The organism is Nocardioides sp. JS614, assembly GCF_000015265.1.
In the GTDB taxonomy this organism is placed as follows: Bacteria; Actinomycetota; Actinomycetes; order Propionibacteriales; family Nocardioidaceae; genus Nocardioides.
Map to the genome: position 1 here is coordinate 4,783,212 of NC_008699.1, position 22,066 is coordinate 4,805,277.

18 protein-coding genes are annotated in these 22,066 nt (G+C 72.8%); 8 read left to right on the top strand and 10 right to left on the bottom strand.

Annotated features, from left to right (window positions below; all coding sequences use genetic code 11):
• Positions 1-38: 38 nt before the first annotated feature.
• From NOCA_RS24365 to NOCA_RS24405, 9 genes are all read right to left on the bottom strand, one after another.
• Positions 39-1,892 (bottom strand): sialidase family protein, encoded by a 1,854-nt coding sequence (locus NOCA_RS24365; protein ID WP_011757950.1) that lies wholly within the window; start codon positions 1,890-1,892, stop codon positions 39-41.
• A 477-nt stretch (positions 1,893-2,369) separates the two neighbouring features.
• Positions 2,370-3,599, bottom strand: a complete 1,230-nt coding sequence (locus NOCA_RS24370; RefSeq protein WP_011755180.1) for an IS110 family transposase — start codon at positions 3,597-3,599, stop codon at positions 2,370-2,372.
• A 134-nt stretch (positions 3,600-3,733) separates the two neighbouring features.
• The gene (zwf, locus tag NOCA_RS24375; RefSeq protein WP_011757951.1) at positions 3,734-5,182 is read right to left on the bottom strand and encodes a glucose-6-phosphate dehydrogenase; all 1,449 of its coding nucleotides are present in this window, start codon (positions 5,180-5,182) and stop codon (positions 3,734-3,736) included.
• 31 nt (positions 5,183-5,213) lie between these two features.
• Positions 5,214-6,527 carry an anthranilate synthase component I family protein gene (locus NOCA_RS24380; protein ID WP_011757952.1) on the bottom strand — a complete coding sequence of 438 codons (1,314 nt, stop codon included), beginning with the start codon at positions 6,525-6,527 and terminating at the stop codon, positions 5,214-5,216.
• Positions 6,524-7,087 carry an anthranilate synthase component II gene (locus NOCA_RS24385; RefSeq protein WP_011757953.1) on the bottom strand — a complete coding sequence of 188 codons (564 nt, stop codon included), beginning with the start codon at positions 7,085-7,087 and terminating at the stop codon, positions 6,524-6,526. The genes NOCA_RS24380 and NOCA_RS24385 overlap by 4 nt, the downstream gene beginning before the upstream one ends.
• Before the next feature lie 99 nt (positions 7,088-7,186).
• On the bottom strand, positions 7,187-9,187 hold the full coding sequence (locus NOCA_RS24390; protein ID WP_011757954.1) for a phenazine-specific anthranilate synthase component I: 2,001 nt from the start codon (positions 9,185-9,187) through the stop codon (positions 7,187-7,189).
• Positions 9,188-9,410: 223 nt separating this feature from the next.
• Positions 9,411-9,863, bottom strand: a complete 453-nt coding sequence (locus NOCA_RS24395) for a hypothetical protein (protein WP_011757955.1) — start codon at positions 9,861-9,863, stop codon at positions 9,411-9,413.
• A 121-nt stretch (positions 9,864-9,984) separates the two neighbouring features.
• Positions 9,985-12,165 carry a HelD family protein gene (locus NOCA_RS24400; protein ID WP_011757956.1) on the bottom strand — a complete coding sequence of 727 codons (2,181 nt, stop codon included), beginning with the start codon at positions 12,163-12,165 and terminating at the stop codon, positions 9,985-9,987.
• 238 nt (positions 12,166-12,403) lie between these two features.
• The gene (locus NOCA_RS24405) at positions 12,404-13,162 is read right to left on the bottom strand and encodes an enoyl-CoA hydratase-related protein (protein WP_140404215.1); all 759 of its coding nucleotides are present in this window, start codon (positions 13,160-13,162) and stop codon (positions 12,404-12,406) included.
• Between the two features lie 62 nt (positions 13,163-13,224).
• Between NOCA_RS24405 and NOCA_RS24410 the strand changes: the two genes are divergently transcribed.
• The 7 genes from NOCA_RS24410 to NOCA_RS24440 all read left to right on the top strand — a co-directional run bounded on the left by NOCA_RS24410 (position 13,225) and on the right by NOCA_RS24440 (position 21,001).
• Complete coding sequence (locus NOCA_RS24410) at positions 13,225-14,751, top strand: molybdopterin-dependent oxidoreductase (protein WP_011757958.1); 1,527 nt, start codon at positions 13,225-13,227, stop codon at positions 14,749-14,751.
• A 182-nt stretch (positions 14,752-14,933) separates the two neighbouring features.
• Positions 14,934-15,587, top strand: a complete 654-nt coding sequence (locus NOCA_RS24415; RefSeq protein ID WP_011757959.1) for a fasciclin domain-containing protein — start codon at positions 14,934-14,936, stop codon at positions 15,585-15,587.
• Between the two features lie 39 nt (positions 15,588-15,626).
• On the top strand, positions 15,627-16,229 hold the full coding sequence (locus NOCA_RS24420; RefSeq protein ID WP_011757960.1) for a sigma-70 family RNA polymerase sigma factor: 603 nt from the start codon (positions 15,627-15,629) through the stop codon (positions 16,227-16,229).
• A complete protein-coding gene (locus NOCA_RS24425) occupies positions 16,226-16,978 on the top strand; it encodes an anti-sigma factor (RefSeq protein WP_011757961.1) in 753 nt (250 codons plus the stop codon). The genes NOCA_RS24420 and NOCA_RS24425 overlap by 4 nt, the downstream gene beginning before the upstream one ends.
• The gene (locus tag NOCA_RS24430; RefSeq protein ID WP_011757962.1) at positions 16,975-18,978 is read left to right on the top strand and encodes an FAD-dependent oxidoreductase; all 2,004 of its coding nucleotides are present in this window, start codon (positions 16,975-16,977) and stop codon (positions 18,976-18,978) included. The genes NOCA_RS24425 and NOCA_RS24430 overlap by 4 nt, the downstream gene beginning before the upstream one ends.
• Positions 18,975-20,222 (top strand): SAM-dependent methyltransferase, encoded by a 1,248-nt coding sequence (locus tag NOCA_RS24435; protein ID WP_011757963.1) that lies wholly within the window; start codon positions 18,975-18,977, stop codon positions 20,220-20,222. The genes NOCA_RS24430 and NOCA_RS24435 overlap by 4 nt, the downstream gene beginning before the upstream one ends.
• Positions 20,219-21,001 (top strand): DUF1295 domain-containing protein, encoded by a 783-nt coding sequence (locus tag NOCA_RS24440; RefSeq protein WP_011757964.1) that lies wholly within the window; start codon positions 20,219-20,221, stop codon positions 20,999-21,001. The genes NOCA_RS24435 and NOCA_RS24440 overlap by 4 nt, the downstream gene beginning before the upstream one ends.
• A gap of 3 nt (positions 21,002-21,004) precedes the next feature.
• Here the strand turns inward: NOCA_RS24440 and NOCA_RS24445 are convergent, their stop codons facing one another.
• Positions 21,005-21,385 carry a PLD nuclease N-terminal domain-containing protein gene (locus NOCA_RS24445; protein WP_041548301.1) on the bottom strand — a complete coding sequence of 127 codons (381 nt, stop codon included), beginning with the start codon at positions 21,383-21,385 and terminating at the stop codon, positions 21,005-21,007.
• Positions 21,386-21,459: 74 nt separating this feature from the next.
• Here NOCA_RS24445 and NOCA_RS24450 point away from each other — a divergent pair, with 74 nt between their 5' ends.
• Positions 21,460-22,026, top strand: a complete 567-nt coding sequence (locus tag NOCA_RS24450; RefSeq protein ID WP_011757966.1) for a protein-L-isoaspartate O-methyltransferase family protein — start codon at positions 21,460-21,462, stop codon at positions 22,024-22,026.
• The last annotated feature ends 40 nt before the right edge of the window (positions 22,027-22,066 follow it).

The following is a 22,066-nucleotide window of genomic DNA, read 5'->3' on the forward strand; positions in this document are numbered from 1 at the left end:
GACCGGTCGGCCCGACCCCCACGCGCGTCCGTGGCTGCTCAGTGGCTGAACGCCGCGCCGAAGACGTCCTGGTCGAGGCCTCCCGCGTTCGGGCAAGTGTCGGCGCCGAAGCTGCCGTCCGTGCTCGCGGTCCGGCACTGCAGGACGTCGAACCCCTCCCCACCGTCGTAGCGCGGGTCGTCACCGCCGACCACCTGCCGGGTGTCGGTCCAGGTGCCGAAGGCGAAGTTCCCGACGCTCGACACGTAGTTGTAGTCGCCGTGGAACGGGACCCGGCGGTCACCGAACATCTCGTAGTTCGGCAGCTGCGAGCCCGACGACAACCGGACCAGCGACCAGGTCGTGCCGCCGTCGGCCGAGGACGCGCCGTACGTGTCGAGCCCGATCGTCGGCAGGTGGAAGCCGGCGTCGTCGGTCGCCGACGCGTTGCCCGGCGGGTTCTGGACGCTGTAGCCGGGGTCGTTGCGGCTGTCGTGCCAGAGCGCGAACAGGTATCCGCCGTCGGCGCTGATGTCCGGGAACAGCTGGTGACCGACCGGGGTCGGTGCGAGCAGCCGCGGCGTCGCCCAGCCGCCGTCGCCGACCTTCATGGTCAGGTAGACCGCACCCTGTCCGACCATCAGCGTGCCGTTGCGCACCGGTGCGGTGTTGTACGTCGACGTCGACGGGACCTCGGTCGAGGGGATCGTGGCGTCGTACACCATGTAGACGGTGTTGGAGGCGTCCGCGGGGTCGGCGGTGATCCTCGGCTGGCTGTCGTGCCGGAAGAACACGAAGCCGCTCCGGCACGCGAAGGGGCCGGAGCCGCAGTCGCGGGAGTCTCCGGCCGAGCCGGGCTCCACGTCGGACTCCGGACCGTCGGCGTGCTCGAACGCGTCCTCGTGCGCCTGCTGGGCCGCCTCGGGGTGGCCCGCCGAGTCGGCGGCGTCGAAGCCGTCGAACTCCGCCGCCACAGCGGGCTTGGTGAAGCTGCGGCCGCCGTCGGTCGAGCGGACCCACAGCATCGCGTCGTGGCCGGTGGCGCGACTGCCCACCGTGCCGTTCCATGCGACGTAGACCGTGCCGTCCCGGGTCACCGCGATGTCGGCGAACTGGTTGCCGAGCGAGCCCTCGGAGATCCGGGTCGGGTTGCTGAAGGTCCGCCCGTGGTCGGTGGACCGGGCGAACATGATCTCGTTGTTGCCGCCCCCCTGGAACACGCTCCAGGCGACGTAGACGTTGCCGGCGAACGCGCTCGACAGTCCCCGGTCGACCTCGATCGAGGTCTTGTCGTTGAACTTCCCGGACAGCGCCGGGGTGCCCTTGCCGACGATCACCGTGCGCACGTAGTGCGCGGCGTGCTGGTCGTAGGTCGCGACCCAGACGCTGCCGTTCTGGGGCGCAACGCGGTTGAACGCGTTGCCCATGTAGAACAGGCGGCCGTCGCGGTCCCACGCCTGTACCGGGTCACCGGCGTTGGTGATGCCGCGCTGGTGCAGCGGGCTCGCGAGGCCCTCCGCCGAGCTGTCGGTGGGGTAGCCGGGCAGCAGCGAGTCCGTCCAGGTGCCGCCCCCGTCGGTGGACCGGTAGAAGCCGGCCCAGGTGCCACCGGCGAGCTCGACGGTGCAGTAGTCGTTCGACCCGGAGGTGACGATGCTCGGGTTGCCGGGGTCGACCGCGGCGGTCGGCTCGTTCTGCTGCCGGCGGTTGGTGCCGCAGGTGGTGATGGCGTCTCCGGTCGACGGCGCCGCGCCGTTGGCCTTCACGTAGGGGCTGTCGACGCTGACCGGGCCGTCGGGCCCGGCGGCGGCCTCGGCGACCGAGGCGAGGGCGAGCGGAAGGACGGCGGCCGAGACGGCTGCGAGCACTGCGATGCCTCGGTGGAGGCGGCTGGGGTGACGGTGGATGGCCATGACTCTCCCGAAAAGAAGCGATGGCGCGGCATCGTGATCGGTGCCGTGGGTCCGACCGGGATCCGCGCTGGTGGGGCGGAGCCGGCGTGAGCCATCTCGCAACGTACGCCGCGGGGCGCCCGTCGTCACCCTCCGAGCTCCGGTGGTTGCGGCGGGCGGCGGCTAGCTGGCTGTAGGTCGCGTCAAGTCTCAAGGTGGGCAGGGTCCAGCGGCTCCGGGCCGCGGAGTTGATGTTGGTGCTGTTTGGTCGGTCGTGCTGGCTGTTGGGGTGCCGGGCGCCCACGCTGACGTATGCGACCTCGCCTGTGGACGGGTCGTCTGGCTTCGTTCGGGCTGCCGCAAGGGCGAAGGACCCGGGCGCCAAGCTAGCAGCGGCATAACGTCTTGCGGCGTCTGCCATAGCGAATGCGGCGTCTGGTCCGGGTCCTTCGTGCCCACGAGCCTGACACGACCGGCCGGAGTTGTGAAGTGCTGGCCTCAGCCCTCCCGGATCCACCTGCTGGGATCGTAAGTGCTCTGGTCGCGGACCAGAGCGAACGCGATCCGGTTCGCGCGGTTGGCCATCGCGCAGGCGATGACCAGACCCTTCTTGCCACGGTCACGAAGCTGCGCACCGTAGACCTTGGCGGCGGGCTCACTGAGCCACAACCCCACTCCCAGGTCGATCAGCGCGCGACGCAGCTCGACACTGCCCTCGCGGCTGATGACACTGTCGCGACGTCTTCCGGCGGACTCGTACTGGATCGGGTTGAGTCCGGCGGTGCGGTAGATCTGCCGGTGGTTGTCGAATCGGGCCGGGTCCCCCAGGGCGCCGCCGTAGTTTCCGGCCCGGACCGCGCCCCATCCTGGGACCGTCAGCAGCGGCGCGAACGGGCTACGGGGCAGCAGTCGAGCCAGCTGCTCGGTGGCCTGGTCGACTTGCGCGTCCAGGTCGTCGAGCAGCGCGAGGTCAGCGGCAAGGACGGCGCGGGCGACAGCTGCATCGGTGGTGGGCAACGCATCGCGAGCGGCTTGGACCAGCCTGTCAGCCACGGGCCGGCGGATCTGCAGGCCCCGGGTCGCTCCGAAGCGGATGAACCGGCTGCTGCCCAACGCGGCCAGCCGTGCCGGATCGGGGAACTCTGTGGCGACAAGCCGGCCGACCTTGGTGGCCAGCACATTCGGCAGCGCCAGGGTCAGCCCGGGGAAGGTCCGGTCCAGATGTCCGAGCAGCTGGTTCTTCGTCGCTGTCCGCAACGCCACCCGGCCGACCCGATGCGCCGACCACGCCGTCAACTCCCCGAACACCAGCGAGCGGTCCCGGACCGGCTGACCGCGACCGGCCAGCAGCAGCTCGGTCATCGCCTGAAGATCGATCACGTCGGTCTTGATGGTGCGTTTGCCCAGCACCCGACGCTGCTCGGTGACATGACCCGGATTGAGCTCGAGCACCTCCCAGGTCCCCGGCCACGCCCCTGTCATCAGCAACGGCCGGTGGTAATGCCCGGCCGCCTCGATACCGACCTTGACCACCGCATCGATCGGGAGCAACCGGGCGATGTCGGCCACGACCTGTGCCAGCGACGGCCCGGTCATCGGGCAGCCGGTCCGCGGCTTGAGGAGCAATGTCCGGGTGGCATCGGTGACCGAGAACGCGAACTCAGTCTTGCCAACATCGACCGCGACGACGACCGTCGACAACGTGACCGGAACAGCCTGAACAACCATTGGACCCACCTCCGGGGGCGCCGGAAGGCCACGGCGCGCCAACGCCCGACCCTCAGATGAAGAGAACCTGTCGGTCCCTTCCAAGCACCTCCGGAGGTGTCCGTGAAGGACTACCCCGACCTATATCAGCGAAGCTAGGCGTCGTACGGGTCCTTGGACTCGCGCCAGGACCGCTCGAACGGCAGTCGCCAGGCGTGCGGGGCGATCAGCTGGTGGATCGCGTTGGGCCCCCAGCTGCCGGGCGCGTAGGTGCGCACCGGGGGCGGGTTCTCCAGCAGCGGCATCGACTTCTCCCACAGGGTCTCGATGCCGTCGGCGGTCGTGAACAGCGTGTGGTCGCCGCGGATCGCGTCGTGGATCAGCCGCTCGTAGGCCTCCAGCACCCCGCCCGACGACATCGTCTCGTGGGTGGCGAACTGCATGGAGAGCTTCTCCAGCTTCATGCCTGGACCGGGACGCTTGCCGTAGAAGGACAGCGACATCCGCGACTGGTCGGCCAGGTCGAAGGTGAGGTGGTCGGGGCCCTGGGTGCCGGCGTTGGACCCGGCCGGGAACATCGCCAGCGGCGGCTCCTTGAACGCGATCGAGATGATCCGCGCCCCCTCGGCCAGCTTCTTCCCGGTGCGCAGGAAGAACGGCACCCCGGCCCAGCGCCAGTTGTCGATCTCGACCTTGAGGGCCACGAACGTCTCGGTGTCGGAGTCGTCGGCGACCTCGGGGTGGTCGCGGTAGCCGGCGTACTGGCCGCGCACCACGTTCCGCGGCTCGATCGGGCGCATCGAACGGAACACCTTGAGCTTCTCGTCGCTGATCGGGTCCGGCGCGAGCGACGTCGGCGGCTCCATCGCCATGAACGCGAGCACCTGCATCAGGTGGGTGACGACCATGTCGCGGTAGGCGCCGGTGGTCTCGTAGAACCTGGTGCGGCCCTCGAGGCCGAGGGTCTCGGGTACGTCGATCTGCACGTGGTCGATGAAGTTGCGGTTCCAGATCGGCTCGAACAGGCCGTTCGCGAAGCGGAAGGCGAGGATGTTCTGGGCCGCCTCCTTGCCGAGGAAGTGGTCGATGCGGAAGATCTGGCTCTCGTCGAAGACCTCGTGCAGCCGGGCGTTGAGCCGCTCGGCCGAGGCCAGGTCGGTGCCGAACGGCTTCTCCATGACGATCCGCGAGTGCGCGGCCAGGCCCGCCTCGTCGAGCTGGCGGACCACGTCGAGCGCGGCCTTCGGCGGCACGCTGAGGTAGTGCAGGCAGTCGACGTCGCGGCCCGGTGCGCCCAGGTCGGCCCGGCAGCCGCGGACCGCCTCGGCGAGGGCGGCCGGGCCGGCGGACTGGGGGACGTAGCGCAGCATCCGGCTGAACCGGGCCCAGTCCGCCTCGTCGAACCGGCTCTGCCCGAACTCCTCGCAGGCGGTCCGGGCGATCTTCACGAACGTCTCGGTGTCGACGTCCTCCAGCGACGTGCCGACGATGCGGGCGTCCTGGATCAGGCCGGCCTGCCACAGGCGGAGCAGCCCCGGCAACAGCTTGCGCCGGGAGAGGTCGCCGGTGGCTCCGAAGAGCACGATGACGTGCGGGTTCTCCATCCGTCGAGGGTAGCCAGGCGGGTGGAACGGCTCAGCCGAGCGCAGCCAGCAGCCGGTCGGCCTTCCAGCGGGACTCGGCGTACTCCTCGGCGACCTCGGAGCGGACCGTGATCCCGCCGCCGGTGCCGAGCAGGTAGGCGCCGTCGCCGGTGCTGGCGAGGCTGCGGATGACCACGCCGAGGTCGGCGCGGCCGTCGGCGCAGACCCAGCCGAAGGCGCCGGCGTACGGGCCGCGCTCGGTGGCCTCGACCTGCTCGATCACCTGCATGGTGCGCAGCTTCGGCGCGCCGGTCATCGAGCCGGCCGGGAACAGCGCGCGCAGCGCCTGCACCGTGCTGACGTCGTCGCGCAGCTCGCCGCGGACGGTGCTGACCAGCTGGTGCACGGTCGCGTAGGACTCGACGTCCATCAGCGCCGGCACGCTCACGGTCCCCGGGCGGCACACCATCGAGAGGTCGTTGCGGAGCAGGTCGACGATCATCAGGTTCTCGGCGCGGAACTTCGAGTCGGTCGCGAGCCGGTGCCGGCTGGCCTCGTCCTCGGCGGGGGTCGCGCCGCGCAGCGTGGTGCCCTTGATCGGCTTGGTCTCGATGCTCCGGTCGGCGGTCACCAGCGCGTAGCGCTCCGGGCTGGAGCTGAGCAGCCAGGCCCGGGCGTCCGGCACGTCGCGGACATCGTGCTGGAGGAACCCGGCGTACGGCGCCGGGTTGAGCTCGCGCAGCCTCAGGTACGCCGTCACCGGGTCCACCCCGCTGCGATGCGCCAGCCGGTAGGTCAGGTTGACCTCGTAGCTGTTCCCCGCCCGCAGCTGCTCCTGCACCTCCTCGAACGCGGTGGCGTAGGCGGGCGGGGCCGGGTCGGTTTCCCCGGTGAACCGGGGAAACCGGAACTGTTGGGCCGGAACTTCCCCCAGGAAGTTCCGGGATTGCCCGCCCAGTCCGTGGTCGAAGAACCGGACGCCCGCCGGCCGCATCCACACGGCGTCGGGCAGGCCGGGACCGGTCGAGGCGGGCAGGTCCGGGCGGCAGGCGTAGCCGAGGTAGCCCACCCAGTGGTCATCGGGCGCGCCGGCGGCCAGCTCGGCCTCGAGTACGACGAACACGTCGTCGCCGACCACCTCGCAGCTGCCGCCGACGTGCCGGCGCACCTCCCGGCGGGCCGCGGAGTAGGTCAGCGACACGTCGTCCTCGCCCAGCCAGCCGACCATCGACCGACGACCCGACCACTCCCGGGCACCGCCACCGTCGAGCCAGAAGCAGCGCGGGTACGCCGCCGCCACGCCGCGGAAGAACGCCACCGGGTCGCGTGCGGGATCGAGGGCGGGGTCGAGGGCGGGGTCGCTCACGACAGCCCCAGGAAGTTCGCCACCAGCGCCGCACCGTGCGCGGAGAGGATCGACTCCGGGTGGAACTGCACGCCCTCCAGGGGCAACGTCCGGTGCCGCACGCCCATCACCACGTCGCCGGCCCACGCGGTCACCTCGAGCACCTCGGGCACCGCCAGCGCCGCGAGCGAATGGTAGCGGACCACCGGGAACGACGGCGGCAGCCCGGCGAACACCCCGCGGCCGTCGTGGGTCACCCGCGCCACCTCGCCGTGCGCCGGCTCGACCCGCCCGACGGTCCCGCCGTACGTCGTCACCAGGCCCTGCATGCCCAGGCACACGCCGAGCACCGGCCGGGCCGCGCGCCGCAGCACCTCACCACCCACCGCGAAGTCGGCCGGCACGGCCGGGTGGCCCGGTCCCGGCGAGAGCACCACGTGGCTGAACGCGAGCACCTCCTCGGCGGACACCTCGTCGTGCTGGACGACCGCGGGCAGCCCACCGGTCACGGACGCGACCAGGTGCACGAGGTTCCACGTGTAGGAGTCGTGGTGGTCGACCACGACGACGTCCGGGACCACGCGCGCAACCTACTCCAGGGACGGGACGGGCCCGATGAAGCTGGGGGGCAGTCTTCACCGGGCCCATGAGCGGGTTCCCGCCGTGCTACGCCGCCAAGCCTACTCGTCGGCGGGATCCGACGCCTCAACATCGAGCAGAAGCTCCGACACGATTTCGTGCAGGAGGTCGTAGCCGTGCTCGGTGAGGATGGATTCAGCGTGGAACTGGATGCCGCGGTAGTGCGGACCGCGCAGGAGATGGATGTCACCGGTCTGGACATCCGCCTCCACCTCGACCCCCTCCGGGGCTCCCGAACCGGGGTCGAGCCGGCCGACGAAGGTGTTGTAGAAGCCCACCCGCTCGGTCCGCCCGCGGATCGGCACCGGTGACTGGGTGCCCTGAAAGACGATGTCCTTGTAGGTCAGCGGGAGGCCGAGGTGGTGGCACAGCGCCTGGTGGCCCAGGCACACCGCGAGGAACGGCCGGCCGGCGGTCATCAGCTCGGCGACCGCGGCCCGCAGGCTCGCCATCTTCGGGTCGGCGCCGTCGCGCGGGTCGCCCGGGCCCGGGCCGACGATCACCAGGTCGTACCCGTCCAGGCAGCCCGGCGCGTAGTCGGCGTGGCGCACCACCTCGCTGGTCATCCCCAGCACGCCGAGCACGTGGCGCAGCATGTTCACGAAGTCGTCCTCGCCGTCGAGGATGACGACGCTCTTCCCGGCCAGCCGCGGGTCCGGCGGGGAGCCGCCCTGGTCGGTGAGCCAGAACCGGCTGAGCCGCCGGTTGCGCGCGTTCAGCGCCAGCAGCACGTCCTCGTCGCTGACCAGCTCGGCGAGGTTGACGTCGGGCCGCGGCGCGGGCGGGACCAGCCCGAAGGCGCTGAGGATGCCACCGGCCTTCGCGTGCGTCTCGGCGACCTCGTACGCCGGGTCCGAGTCGCGCACCAGGGTCGCCCCCGCGGTGACCGTGAGCCGGCCGTCCAGCCCGACGTCCGCCGTGCGGATCACGATCGGGCTGTCCACGACCGGTCCACCGACCTCGTCGCGGCCCAGGATCGCCAGCGCGGCGCCGTAGTAGCCGCGGCCCTCGGTCTCGTACCGCTTGATCAGCCGGCAGGCGTTCTCCACGGGCGAGCCGGTGACGGTCGCGGCGTACATGGTGTCGCGCAGCACCTCGCGCGGGTCACGGCTGGTGCGGCCGGCGAGGAGGTACTCGGTGTGCACGAGGTGGCTCATCGGCTTGAGGAAGGGGCCGAGCACCTGGCCCCCCTCGTTGCAGATGTCGCACATCATCTTCAGCTCCTCGTCGACGACCATGAAGAGCTCGTAGATCTCCTTCTCGTCGCGCAGGAACTCCAGCAGCCTTCCCTGCACGGGGCCGTCGCCCTCCCGCGGGATCCGGAACGTGCCGCTGATCGGATTCATCCGCACGTCGGCCAACCCGAACGGTCCGCTCGGTCGCTCGCTCGTCCCCTGCTCGGCTCCGTCGCGGACCGGGTGGATGGAGACGTGCCGCTCGGGGCTGGCGCCGATCAGGTAGCGGTCACCGGTGAAGAAGACGTAGGTCCAGTAGGCGCCGCGCTCGCGCTCCAGCAGCCGCCGGAAGACGGTGAGCGCCGTGTCGGCGCCCCAGTCCGCGACGGTCGCGCGGTAGTGCCGGCCGACGACCAGGTTGGCGCCCTCGCCCTGCCCGATCTCGTCGTGGATGATCGCCGCGACCAGCTCGGCGTACTCCTCGTCGTCGGTCTCGAAGCCCCCGCGGTCGGCGAACTCCACGCCGGTGTCGTCGATGGCGTCGACGACCTCGGCGACCGAGAACTCCAGCTCGGTCTCGACCTCGACCACCACCAGCGGGGTTCCGTCGTCGTGCGCCTCGAAGCCGCGCTCGCGGACCTGGCGGAACGGCACCGCCAGCAGCCGGTCGGCGATGTGCCCCTCCTGCGGCACGCCCTCCTCGAGGGGTACGTCGAGGATCGACTCGACCACGCGGCGCCGGCCGCCGACCAGGCCCACGGTGTCGCGGTCGCCGGCCCGCGTCGAGCGCCGGATGATCGCCCACGCCTCGTGTCCCTGGAGGGCCGCGATGGCTTCCCGGACATCAGGCGCAGGCCGATCGGTCATGGCGCGACTCTAGTTCTCGCCGAGGCGGCGCCAGTTTCCCGTCTCACCGCGCTGCGCCAGCGGCCGCCTCGAGTCGTCGGCCCTCGAGGAGCCTGACCAGGCTGGTCTGCTGTAACGCCGTGTTACCCCCACTTCCGACCGTGCTGCAGCGGGGTCGGCAGGCGGGGTAAACGGGCGTTACAGCACCGGGCGGGGGCGATCTCAGTTGTCGGGGAGTCGCCCACTACCGGAGGCGCGTGGTGTACGCGAGCGCGTGAGCGGGGCAGTTCTCCGACTCCATGACCGTGGTCACCACGCCCTTCTCCCGGCCCCTGCTCAAGAACTTGCCGGTCACCGTCGCCCGGGCGATGACCGAGTCGTCGTCGGCCCGGTAGACGATGTGCGCGGTGAACTTCTCGTCCCGGATCGGCGCGGCCTTCGACGACTGGATCGGCGGGTCGCCACCGGAGCCGCACTCCGCCGACAGCGCCCAGGGCCCCACGCGCATGCCCGTGACCGACCTGCCGTGGCGCGTCACGGTGAACGACACCTTGTCCTGCCCCTCGGGCGCGTCGGCGATGCGGCCCTTGTAGACGCCGTCGGCGACCGGTGCGGCCGCGACCGCCGGGAGGAGCGGGATCATCACGGCTGCGGCGACCGCGGCCGTGGCACTGACGAGACGAGGACGTCGGATCATCTCTGGACCCCCTTCGCGACCGGGCGCTCGGGGCGCCACCGCGCTGATCAGACCGTCGGCCTCAGTCCACGCCGCGCCGTGCGAGTGGGCCAGAGGCGAAGGTCACGCGGCCGGCGGGAGATCAGGACAGCGTGGTCAGCAGCTGGGTGGCGCGGGTGAGGACGACGTACAGCGTGGCCCGGCCAGTGGCCGACTCGTCCTCGATCTCCTGCGGTCGTACGACGACGATGCCGTCGAACTCCAGGCCCTTGGTGTCCAGGCCGGTGAGCACGACGATCCGGTCGTCGCCGGACGGGGCGACCGAGGAGTCCACGGCCGCCCGGGAGCCGGGCGCGTCGTCGGCGACCTCGGGCCAGGACGCCAACCAGGCGTTGACCTCCGAGCGACGTGCCACCGGGACCACGATGCCCACGGTGCCCTCGACCGCGGCCGCCATCTGCACCACGGCCTCACGGGTCGCGGACTCCAGGTCGGCGATGCCGGCCAGGACGGTCGGCTCGACGCCGGTCGACCGCACCGCGGTCGGCAGGTCGGCGTCCAGGCCGACCCGCTCGGCGTACGCCGCCGCGTGGGCGTAGATCTCCGAGGAGTTGCGGTAGTTGGTCGAGAGGTGGAACTCGTGGACCTCCTTGCCCTCGAGCGCGCCCGCCCGCGCGGCGGCCGACTCGGCCGGCACCGGCCAGGAGGACTGGGCGGGGTCGCCGACGATCGTCCACGATGCCGCCCGGCCGCGCCGGCCGACCATCCGCCACTGCATGGGGGTGAGGTCCTGGGCCTCGTCGACCAGCACGTGCGCGAACGGGTCGTCGTCGATGCGGTGGGTGGGCGGGGCCCAGGCCCGGCCGGACGGGGCGTACTCGCGGTCGGCCGCGGTGAACAGCTCCTGCATGTCGACCCCGCCCTCGAGCAGCCCCGTGTCGTCGAGCTCGTGCTCGTCGTCGGTGCGGGCGGGGACATCGCCGAGGGCGTAGCGCAGCTCGTCGAGCAGCGGGACGTCCTCGACCGAGAGGCCGACCGCCTCGCCCCACGACTTGGCCAGCAGCCGCTGCTCCTCCGGGGTCACCACCCCGTCGCCGACGCGGGAGAGCAGCTCGGGGTCGCGCAGCCAACCGAACACCTCGAGGGCGTCGAGCGGCGGCCACCAGGCGGCGGCGAAGTCGACGAACGACTGGTTCGACAGCATCTCGTCGTCGAAGGACTCGCGGCCGCGGTCCCGCCCGCGCTCGCCGCGGACCTGGCGCCACATCGCGTCGAGCAGGGCGTGGGCCACGCGGGGCAGCTGTCGGTTGCGCCGGCCCTGGGACATCAGCTGGCGGCGCAGCCGGCCCAGCTCGCCGCGGTCGAGCACGATGGTGTCGTCGCGCCAGAAGATCCGGAACTCCCGGGGGCTGCCCGGCGCCTGCTGGCGCGCCGTACGACGCATCAGCTCGGCCATCCGCGCCGAGCCCTTGACGTCGGCGACCGTCGGCTCGTCGTGGCGGGTGGCGCGCACGCCGTCGACGACCTCGCCCAGCGAGCGCAGCGCCACCGCGGTCTCGCCGAGGCTCGGGAGCACCCGCTCGATGTAGCGCATGAAGACCCCGCTGGGGCCGACGATCAGGACGCCGCCGCCCTCGTAGCGCCGACGGTCGTTGTAGAGCAGGTACGCCGCCCGGTGCAGCGCGACGACGGTCTTGCCGGTGCCGGGGCCGCCGGAGATCGAGACGACCCCCTTGCCGGGCGCCCGGATCGCCCGGTCCTGCTCGGCCTGGATGGTCGCGACGATCGAGTGCATCGAGCGGTCCCGCGCACGGGAGAGCTGCGCCATCAACGCGCCCTCACCGACGATCGGCAGGCTGGTCTCGGCCGCGGCGTCCAGCAGCTCGTCCTCCACGCCGACGACCTGCGGGCCGGCGCAGCGCAGCACCCGGCGGCGTACGACGTCGTGCGGCTCGGCCGCGGTCGCCTGGTAGAACACCGCGGCCGCGGGGGCCCGCCAGTCGATGAGCAGGGAGTCGCGGTTGGCGTCGCGCAGGCCGATTCGCCCGACGTACCGCGGCTCCGGGTCGACCTCGGCGGTCATGTCCAGGCGCCCGAACACCAGGCCCTCGTGCGCGGCGTCGAGCTGCGCGATCCGGCGGGCGGCCTGGAACACCATCGCGTCCCGCTCGACCAGCCCGCCCTCGTGGCCCAGCCGGCCGCGACTGTGACCCTCCTTGGCCAGTGCCTGCGCCTGCCGGGCCGACTCGGCCAGCTGGACGTACACCCGGTCGACGAACGCCTGCTCAGCAGCGATCTCCCGCTCGACCAGCTCTTCGGACAACTCGTGCTTCCCCTCACCCGGAAAACGTCCCCACTGCCGTACCCACCCGATGAGCCCGGTGATTCCGGCAAGTCGACAAGCCTACCCGTTGCTCTCCACCGCGGGGCCGGGTTCGCCCGATGGCCGCCGTCTCGACCTGGGTTCGGCCCCGGACTTCTCAGGCGAAACCGGAACTTCTCGGGCGAAGTTTCGGCCCAACAGTTCCGGTTTCCCCGGTTCACCGGGGAAACCGCCCGCCCTATTTGCCCCGGGAGAGGAACGCGGTCATCGCCTCGCGGGCCTCGTCGGAGGCGAACAGACGGGTGGAGAGCTCGGCCATCTCCGTGCCGTGGGCGTCGATCCGGGCGACCAGGTCGCGGTTGAGGATCCGCTTGGACTCGCGCAGGCCCTGGGCGGCGCCGGTGGCCAGGGAGGCGCAGACCCGGGCCACCTCGTCGTCGAGCGACTCGGCGGGCACCGCGGTGGTGACCAGGCCGTACGCCGCGGCCTGGGCGCCGGTGAACACCTCACCGCCGAGGGTGGTGAGCGCCGCCGCGCGCGGGGTCATCCGGTGATGGACGGTCAGCGAGATGATCGCGGCCGCGAGCCCGAGCTTGACCTCGGTGAGCGCGAAGGTCGCGTCCTCGGCCGCGATGGCGATGTCCGAGGCCGCCACGATGCCGATGCCGCCGGCCCGGACCGCGCCGTACACCCGGGTCACCACGGGCTTGTCGAGGGTGACGATGAGCCGCTGCAGGTCGACGATCCGGCGGGTGCCCTCCTCCATGCCGCCGCTCGAGGCTTCGGACAGGTCGGCGCCGGAACAGAACACCCGGCCCTCCGCGCCGATCAGCACCACCTTCACGGCGTCGTCGGCCGCGGCGCGCTCCAGGCCCGCGAACAGCTCGGTCACGAGCTGGCGCGACAGCGCGTTGCGGTTGTGCGGGGAGTCCAGGGTGAGGGTCGCGACTCCCTCGGAGACGGCGTAGTGCACGAGTTCGGCGTCGGAGGCGGGCATGCCGGACATCCTGCCCCACACCGTGGGGCCATCCGGAGCGCGCTCCACTCCGAACACCCCTCATGTGGAACCGACTCGCCCACGCCGGTCTCGGAGTCCTGGCCACCCTGGTCGGCGTGGCCGCCGGCCACCTGGTGGCCGGCCTGACCGAGCCCGCCGCCTCCCCGGTGCTCGTGGTCGGGTCGACGGTGATCGACCTGACGCCGACGCCGGTGAAGGAGTGGGCGATCGCGCAGTTCGGCACCCACGACAAGACCGTCCTCGTGGGCTCGGTGCTCCTCGGGGTGCTCGTGTTGGCGGCGGTGGCCGGGCTCCTGGCCCGCCGACGGTTCGGGTACGGCGCCGCCCTGTTGCTGGTGCTCGTGGCGGTCCCGGCGGGCGCGGCGCTGACCCGCCCGGGCGCGGCCACCAGCGACGTGCTCCCCAGCCTCGCCGCCGCCGTGGCCGGGGTGGGTGCGCTGGCCGGGCTGACCCGCGCACGGACCGCCGCCGCGGCGACCGCCGCCCCGGGCCCGGCCGTCGCCGCGCCCAGCCGCCGCGGGGTCCTGGTCGCCGCCGGCGCCCTCGGGGTCGCCGCGGCGGCGATGGGGGGCGCGGGCCGCTGGATCGCGGCGTACCGCACCCGCACGACGCGGGTCGACCTGCCGGCCGCGACCGACCCGGCGCCGCGACTCCCCGCGGGGCTGGAGCAGCGGGTCCCGGGGATCAGCGCGTTCCGGACCCCGACCGCCGAGTTCTACCGGGTCGACACCCGGCTCACGCTGCCCATCGTCGACGTCGACGGTTGGACGCTGACCATCGACGGCGACGTCGAGCACGAGGTCACCCTCACCTTCGACGACCTGCTCACGATGCCGCTGGTCGAGCGCGACATCACCCTGACCTGCGTGTCCAACGAGGTCGGCGGCAGCTACCTCGGCTCGGCCCGCTGGCTCGGCGTCCGGCTCACCGACCTCCTCGACCGCGCCGGCATCGACGGCACCCGCGCGGACCAGATCCTCAGCACCGACGTCGACGGGATGACGATCAGCACGCCGCTGGCCGTCGCCACCGACGGGCGCGACGCGCTCATCGCGGTCGGCATGAACGGCCGCTCACTCACCCGCGAGCACGGGTTCCCGGCCCGGATGGTGGTGCCCGGCCTGTACGGCTTCGTCAGCGCCTGCAAGTGGATCACCCGGATGACCCTGACGACGTACGCCGAGCAGCAGGCGTACTGGACCAGGCGGGACTGGGCGACCGATGCCCCGGTCCGGATCTCCAGCCGCATCGACACCCCGCGCCCGCTCGCCACCGTCGCCGCCGGCCGCACCGTGGTCGGCGGCGTGGCCTGGGCCCAGCACCAGGGCGGGATCGACCGGGTCGAGGTGCGCGTCGACGGCGGCCCCTGGCAGCAGGCCCGGCTCGGCCCGTCGGCCGGCCAGGACTACTGGCGGCAGTGGTACCTGCCGTGGACCGCCGAGCCCGGCCGGCACTCGCTGGCGGTGCGGGCGGTCGACGGGGACGGCGAGGTGCAGACCGGCGCCCGCGCCACCCCGTTCCCCCAGGGCGCCACCGGCATCCAGCAGATCGTTGTCACCGTCGCCTGACGTCGGCGGGTCGCGGGTCGGGTCGTGTGCCTGAGGACGCGCCATGGCGCGTCCTCAGGCACACGACCCATCCAGCACAGCCCGACCCATCCAGCGCAGCCGGGGGCAATCCGGTCCCGGCGCGGCTCCGAAGACCTCACATCACGACCCCGACAGCAGTCCCCGAAGCGAAAGGCCCCACCATGACGCACCGCTCCCTCCGCCGCTCCAGCGGGATCGCCGCCCTCGCCCTCGTCGCGACCTTCGGCCTGGCCGCCTGCGGCGGCGACTCGGACTCCGAGGCGGCGGCCGACAACCCGGCCTCCAGCGCCCCCGCCTCCGAGACGGCCCCCTCCGAGACGGCGTCCGATGCGATGGACGCGGGCGCCGCGACCTTCGGCGCCGGCTGCTCCGCGATCCCCGACTCCGGTGCCGGCTCGTTCAACGGCATGGCGACCGAGCCGGTCGCCACCGCGGCGAGCGCGAACCCGCTGCTGAAGACCCTGGTGGCGGCGGTCGGCAAGGCCGGCCTGGTCGACACCTTGAACTCCGCGGACGGGATCACCGTGTTCGCGCCGACCGACGACGCCTTCGCCAAGATCCCGCAGAAGGACCTGAACGCGGTGCTCGCGAACCAGGACACGCTCACCAAGATCCTGACCTACCACGTCGTGGCGGGACAGCTCTCCCCCGACGACCTGGCCGGCACCCACGAGACCCTGGAGGGCGAGAACGTCACCGTGACGGGCTCGGGCGAGGACTTCACCGTCGGCGCGGACGACGCCAAGGTGCTGTGCGGCAACATCCCGACGGCCAACGCCACGGTCTACGTCATCGACTCCGTCCTGATGCCCTGACCAGGTTTCCCGGAACCTCGAGGAAGCAAGGATCCATCCGTGGACCACATCCGCTCCGTCGGCGCCGGCGCCCCGTCCCCCGAGGACGGGGCGCCCGGCGCCGACCTGGTCGAGCTGCTGCGGCGCTCGGCACGCGGCGACGAGCAGGCGTTCGCTCGCCTGTACGACGCCACCGGCTCGCGCGTGCACGGACTCGCGCTGCGGGTCGTGCGCGACCCGGCCCAGGCCGAGGAAGTGACCCAGGAGGCGTTCCTGGAGATCTGGCGCACCGCCACCCGGTTCGACCCCGACCGCGGCAGCCCGCTCGCCTGGCTGCTGACGATCACCCACCGCAAGGCGGTGGACCGGGTCCGGTCGGCGCAGGCGGCGACCCGCCGCGACACGACGTACCACGAGCAGAACCAGCCGGTCGAGCACGACGAGACCGCCGAGGCCGCGCACGCGTCCCTCGAAGCCCACCGGGTCCGCGGCGCGCTCGCGGCCCTCACCGAGGTGCAGCGCGAGGCCGTCGGCCTCGCCTACTTCGGCGGTTACACGCACACGGAGGTGGCGACCATGCTCGACCTACCGGTCGGCACCGCCAAGACCCGCATCCGAGACGGCTTGATCCGGTTGCGCGACGCGATGGGAGTCGGGTCATGAGCCACGAGTACCCCGGCTACGACGTCCACGCGCTGTCCGGCGCCTACGCCGTCGATGCCCTCGACGACGTCGAACGGGCCTCGTTCGAGCGGCACCTCGCCGAGTGCGCCGAGTGCCGCTCCGAGGTCGCGAGCCTCCGCGAGGCCGCGAGCAGGCTCGCCGAGACCACCGCCGCCGAGCCCCCCGCCGGGCTGCGCGACCGGGTGCTCGCCGGCATCGCCACGACCCGGCCGCTCCCGCCCGCGGTGTCGGCGCCCGCGGCCCACCGGTCCACCCCGTCCGCCCGCCGCCCCCGGCGCCGGCTCGAGATGCTGGTCGCCGCGGCCGCCGCGGTCGTCGCGGTCGGTGCCGGCGCGGTGATCTGGCAGCAGCCGTGGGAGGAGACCAGCCAGGCACCGAGCGTGACCGACGCGGTGCTCCGGGCCGCGGACGCGCGCAGCACCTCGCTGGACTTCAAGGGCGGCGCCCACGCCACGCTGGTGCACTCCGACAGCGTCGGCCGGGCGGTGCTGGTGACCGAGAAGATGCCCGCGCCTCCGGCCGGCAAGGTCTACCAGCTCTGGCTCGACCAGCCCGGTCGCGGGATGGTCTCGGCCGGCGTGATGCCGGTCGCCGCCGACCAGACGGTGCTGCTGCAGGGCGACGCCGCGACCGCGACCGCCGCCGGGATCACCGTCGAGCCGGAGGGCGGCTCGGCCGAGCCGACGTCGGCGCCGATCGCGCTGTTCGACTTCGGCGAGAAGGCATGAGAGGGCGCCACGTCGCCGTCGTCGGTTCGGGTGTCGCCGGGCTGACGGCGGCGTACGTCGCCTCCCACAGCGCCCGGGTCACCCTCTTCGAGGCCGACGACCGGCTCGGCGGGCACGCCGACACCCACCTGGTCGACGACCCGGTCGCCGGCCCGTTGGCGGTCGACACCGGGTTCATCGTGCACAACGAGCGGACCTACCCGACGCTGCTGCGGCTGTTCGGGGAGCTCGGGGTGGCGACCCAGGACTCCGAGATGTCGATGTCGGTGCGTGACGACGCGACCGGGCTCGAGTACGCCGGCGCGCTGGGCCCGCGCGGGCTCTTCCCTGGCGGCCGCAACCTGGCGAGCCCGGCGTACCTGCGGATGCTCACCGAGGTGCCGCGGTTCCATCGGCTCGCCCGGGAGCTGCGCGACGACCTCACGCTGGGCGCCTTCCTCGAGCGGCACGGGTTCTCGGCGTACTTCCGCCGGCACTTCATGGAGCCCCTGGTCGCGGCCGTCTGGTCCTGCGACCCGGCGGTGGCGACGGAGTACCCGGCCCGCTACCTGTTCGCGTTCCTGCGCCACCACGGCATGCTCGCCGTCACGGGCTCCCCGCAGTGGCGCACGGTCACCGGCGGCTCGCGCGAGTACGTGCGCCGGGTGGCGGGCGCGCTGGACGAGATCCGGACGGACACCAAGGTCGCCTCGGTCCAGGAGACACCGCAGGGCGTCGAGGTCACCGACGGCAACGGCGCGATGACGAGGTACGACGCGGTCGTGATCGCGACCCACCCGGACCAGGCGCTGGCGATGCTCGCCGACCCGACGCCGGCCCGGCGCGAGGTGCTCGGCGCGCTCGGCTACTCCCACAACGTGGCGCTGCTGCACACCGACACCACGCTGCTCCCCCGGGCCGACCGGGCCCGGGCGTCGTGGAACTTCCGCCGGCCCCTCGACGAGCGCGGTCGCGTGACGATCACCTACGACCTGACCCGGCTGCAGCGGCTGCCCACGCCGACCCGCTACCTGGTCACCCTGGGCGGGGAGGACCTCGTCGACCCGGGCACCGTGATCGCCCGGATGGAGTACGAGCACCCGCTGTACACGCCCGCCTCGGTCGCCGCCCAGCAGCGGTTGCCCGAGCTCGACAGCGACCGGGTCGCCTTCGCCGGGGCCTACCACGGCTGGGGGTTCCACGAGGACGGTGCGCGCTCGGGGCGGGCCGCGGCCGAGCGGCTCGGGTTCCGCTGGGGCGGTTTCGAGGCCCAGGCGCCGGGAGCGCCGGCGACGAGCCTCGAGACCACCGTCACCGGCGTCTACGACACCACGATCACCCACGTGCGGCGCACGCCGTTCCGGCGCAGCTTCACCCACCGCTCCCACACCTGGCTGGTCGACCTGGCCGCGCTGCCCGACCACGGCCGGCTCTCCTGGCTGCGCGGCCGGTTCGAGGCCCGGGACCACCTCGGCGATCCCGAGCAGTCGATCCGGGAGAACCTGGCGGCATTCCTCGCCCGCCACGGCGTCGAGCTGGGCGGCGGACGGGTGCTGCTGGCCGCACACCCGCGCGCCTTCGGCCACTGCTTCAACCCGATCAGCGTCTACTGGGTCACCCCCGAGCACGGGGCCGCGTGCGTGGTCGTCGAGGTGCACAACACCTACGGCGACCGGCACGCCTACCTCGTCCACCCCGACGATCAGGGCCGCGCGACCACGGCCAAGGAGCTCTATGTCTCGCCGTTCCACGGCACCGACGGCTGCTACGACCTGCGCGTGCCCGTGCCCGGTGAGCAGCTCCAGGTCAGCGTGTCGCTGCGCACCGACGACGGGGCCCGCTTCAGCGCCTCGCTCACGGGCACCCGCTCGAACCACGGCCCCTGGCGGGCCGCGCCCGCGGCGTTGAGGGGCGCCGCGCTGATCCGCATCCACGGCATCGCGCTGTGGCTGCGCCGGCTGCCGGTCCGGCCGCGACCGGCCCACCACCATGAGACAGAGCACCAGGAGGGAGTCCAGTGACCATCACGCCCACCCGATCCGCCTCCGGCCGCTGGCCGGGGCTCGCCGACGTGCCGTCCGGCTCTCGCACCGCGATCTCGGCGCGGGTCGCCGAGCGGCTGTTCGTCCGCGCGGTCGAGCCGCTCGACGTCACCGTCCACGTGGGCGGGGAGACCCTCGGCCGCGGCGGCCCCGCGATGACCGTGCACCGGCCCGCCGAGCTCTACGCGCGCCTGGGCCGCGACGGGCTGATCGGCTTCGGCGAGGCCCACCTCACCGGAGCCTGGACCGCCGAGGACCTGACCGGGTTCCTCACCGTGCTGGCCGCGCACGTCGCCGACCTGGTGCCGCGACCCCTGCAACGGGTCCGGTCGCTGGTGCAGCGCCGTACGCCGCGGCCGCACCGCAACACCGCCCGCCAGGCCCGCGCCAACGTCGCCCACCACTACGACCTGTCCAACGAGCTGTTCGCGCTGTTCCTCGACGAGTCGCTGAGCTACTCCGCCGCGCTGTTCGCCGACCACGACGAGCAGCTGCACCCCGCGCAGCTGCGCAAGATCGACCGGCTCCTCGACCGGGCCGGCGTCGGCGCCGGCACCCGGGTGCTGGAGATCGGCACGGGTTGGGGCGAGCTCGCGATCCGCGCCGCCCGCCGCGGCGCGACGGTGCACTCGGTCACGCTCTCCGCCGAGCAGCTGGCCCTGGCCGGTGAGCGGGTCGCGGCGGCCGGTCTCGAGGACCGGGTGCGCATCGAGCTGTGCGACTACCGCGAGGTGCAGGGCGAGTACGACGCCGTACTGTCGGTCGAGATGATCGAGGCGGTCGGCCACGAGTACTGGCCGACGTACTTCCGCACCGTCGACCGGCTGCTCGCCTCCGGCGGACGGGCCGCCATCCAGGCGATCGTGATGCCGCACGAGCGGATGCTCGCGACCCGCGGCTCCTACACCTGGATCAACAAGTACATCTTCCCCGGCGGCTTCCTGCCCTCCGCCGAGGCGATCGACCAGGTCACCCGCCGGCACACCACGCTCCGGGTGACCGACCGGCTGGCCTTCGGCGCCGACTACGCCGAGACGCTGCGGCGGTGGGACGAGGCGTTCCTCGCGGCGCGGGACCGGGTGCTCGCGCTGGGGTTCGACGAGACGTTCGTGCGGCTGTGGCACTTCTACCTGTGCTACTCCCGTGCCGGCTTCGCCTCCGGCTACCTGGACGTCCAGCAGCTGACCCTCGAGCGGCCCGCGTCGGGCACGATGGCGCGATGACCGATCTGCTGCTGGTCGCCGGCCTGTCGCTGGCGGTCGCCGTGCTGGTGATGACGGTGACGGCGCTGGCCGCGGCCCGCGCCGGCCGGGTGTCGGTGGTCGACGTGGCCTGGGGGATCGCACTCGTGGCCGTCGCGCTGGTCTGCGCCGTGCTCGCCGGCACCTGGCAGTCCTGGCTGCTCCTCGTCCTGGTCGCCGTGTGGGGTGGGCGACTCTCCGCCCACATCTTCACCACATCCCGCGGCCACGGGGAGGACCCGCGCTACGAGGCGCTGCTGGGCGGCACCCTCGACCGGGTCGGCATGGGGCGCGCGGTCCGCAAGGTGTTCCTCGTGCAGGGGGCGGCCGTGTGGCTGGTGTCGCTGCCGCTCCAGGCCGCGGCGCTCGCCGGGGTCGACTGGACCGGGGCGATCTGGGTCGGGGTCGCCGTCTGGCTGGTGGGCGTGCTCTTCGAGGCGGTCGGGGACGCCCAGCTCGGGGCGTACCGGCGTGACCCCGACCGCGGCCCGGTGCTCGATCGCGGGCTGTGGTCGTGGACGCGGCACCCGAACTACTTCGGCGACGCCTGCGTGTGGTGGGGGATCTGGCTCGCCGGCGGGGTCGCCTCGGGCTGGGTCGCCGGCCTGGCCAGCGTCCTCTCGCCGGTCGCGATGACGATCTGGTTGGTGTGGATCACCGGGGCGCGCCTGCTGGAGAGGACGATGATGCAGCGGCCCGGTTACCCCGAGTACGCCGCGCGCACCTCGATGTTCGTGCCGCTGCCGCCGAAGCGCTCCTGACCGCTACTGCTGATCGTCGGCCTCGCGCTCGCGCTTGCGCTGGGCCTCGTAGGCCCGGCGCTGCGCCTCGGCGCGCTCGCGGACCTGGCGGAGGAACTCCGCGTCCTTCTCGGGGTCGACGGCGGCGGATCGGCCGCGGCGGTCGTACTCCGGGAAGTCCGGCGCCTCTCGCTCGTACGCCGAGCGGCGGTCCATCCCGGTCTCGGGACGGCCGGCGACCAGCCAGGCGATCGACCCGGCGAGCGGGAAGAACAGGACCAGCAGCACCCACGCCACCTTGGGCAGGTTGCGGATCCGGTCGGAGGGGCTGCCGATCGCGTCCACCAGGCAGAAGACCCACAGGGCGAACGTCGCGACACCGAGAAGCAGCTCGAGCTTGATCACGTCGTGAGTCTGCTGCCCGACGGCGCCCGCCGTCACCTGTTTCCCCGGACCGGTGTGGTGGTTGACTGGGCGACATGGCGCCCGACCGGGTCGACGAGGCGTTCGCGGCGGTGCCGCGCGAGTGGTTCCTGCCCGTGAGCGAGCGCGACCGGGCGTCGTACGACGGGCCGATCGAGATCGGCCACGGGCAGACCAACTCCCAGCCGCGCACGGTCGCCGCGATGCTGCGGCTACTGGAGGTCCGGCCCGGCGACCGGGTCCTCGACGTCGGCTCGGGCTCGGGCTGGACCACCGGGCTGCTGGCCGAGCTGACCGGATCCGCCGGCCGGGTGCTGGGCCTGGAGCTGGAGCCCGAGCTGGTGGCGTTCGGACGGGCCAACCTGACCCACGGCGGCTGGGACTGGGCGCGGATCGACCAGGCGACGCCCGGCGTGTACGGCGCACCGGCGGGCGCGCCGTACGACCGGATCCTGGTGTCGGCCGAGGCGCGCGAGCTGCCGACCTCCCTGGTCGAGCAGCTGGCCCGGCCCGGCCGGCTGGTGGTTCCGGTGAACGGCGAGATGCTGCTGGTCGTCGTGGACGCCGGCGCGGAGCCGACCGTCACCAAGCACGGCTGGTACCGGTTCGTGCCACTGCGCTGACCGGGCTCACCCGATGACCGCCCGGCCCTCCTATCCTGCG

Excerpts from the sequence above, each read along its gene's own strand:
- NOCA_RS24450 (WP_011757966.1), top strand. The coding sequence starts at position 21,460 with ATGGCGCCCGACCGGGTCGACGAGGCGTTCGCGGCGGTGCCGCGCGAG.
- NOCA_RS24370 (WP_011755180.1), bottom strand. The coding sequence starts at position 3,599 with ATGGTTGTTCAGGCTGTTCCGGTCACGTTGTCGACGGTCGTCGTCGCG.
- NOCA_RS24415 (WP_011757959.1), top strand. The coding sequence starts at position 14,934 with ATGACGCACCGCTCCCTCCGCCGCTCCAGCGGGATCGCCGCCCTCGCC.
- NOCA_RS24390 (WP_011757954.1), bottom strand. The coding sequence starts at position 9,187 with ATGACCGATCGGCCTGCGCCTGATGTCCGGGAAGCCATCGCGGCCCTC.
- NOCA_RS24425 (WP_011757961.1), top strand. The coding sequence starts at position 16,226 with ATGAGCCACGAGTACCCCGGCTACGACGTCCACGCGCTGTCCGGCGCC.
- NOCA_RS24410 (WP_011757958.1), top strand. The coding sequence starts at position 13,225 with ATGTGGAACCGACTCGCCCACGCCGGTCTCGGAGTCCTGGCCACCCTG.
- NOCA_RS24395 (WP_011757955.1), bottom strand. The coding sequence starts at position 9,863 with ATGATCCGACGTCCTCGTCTCGTCAGTGCCACGGCCGCGGTCGCCGCA.
- NOCA_RS24440 (WP_011757964.1), top strand. The coding sequence starts at position 20,219 with ATGACCGATCTGCTGCTGGTCGCCGGCCTGTCGCTGGCGGTCGCCGTG.
- NOCA_RS24430 (WP_011757962.1), top strand. The coding sequence starts at position 16,975 with ATGAGAGGGCGCCACGTCGCCGTCGTCGGTTCGGGTGTCGCCGGGCTG.
- NOCA_RS24365 (WP_011757950.1), bottom strand. The coding sequence starts at position 1,892 with ATGGCCATCCACCGTCACCCCAGCCGCCTCCACCGAGGCATCGCAGTG.
- NOCA_RS24405 (WP_140404215.1), bottom strand. The coding sequence starts at position 13,162 with ATGCCCGCCTCCGACGCCGAACTCGTGCACTACGCCGTCTCCGAGGGA.
- zwf (WP_011757951.1), bottom strand. The coding sequence starts at position 5,182 with ATGGAGAACCCGCACGTCATCGTGCTCTTCGGAGCCACCGGCGACCTC.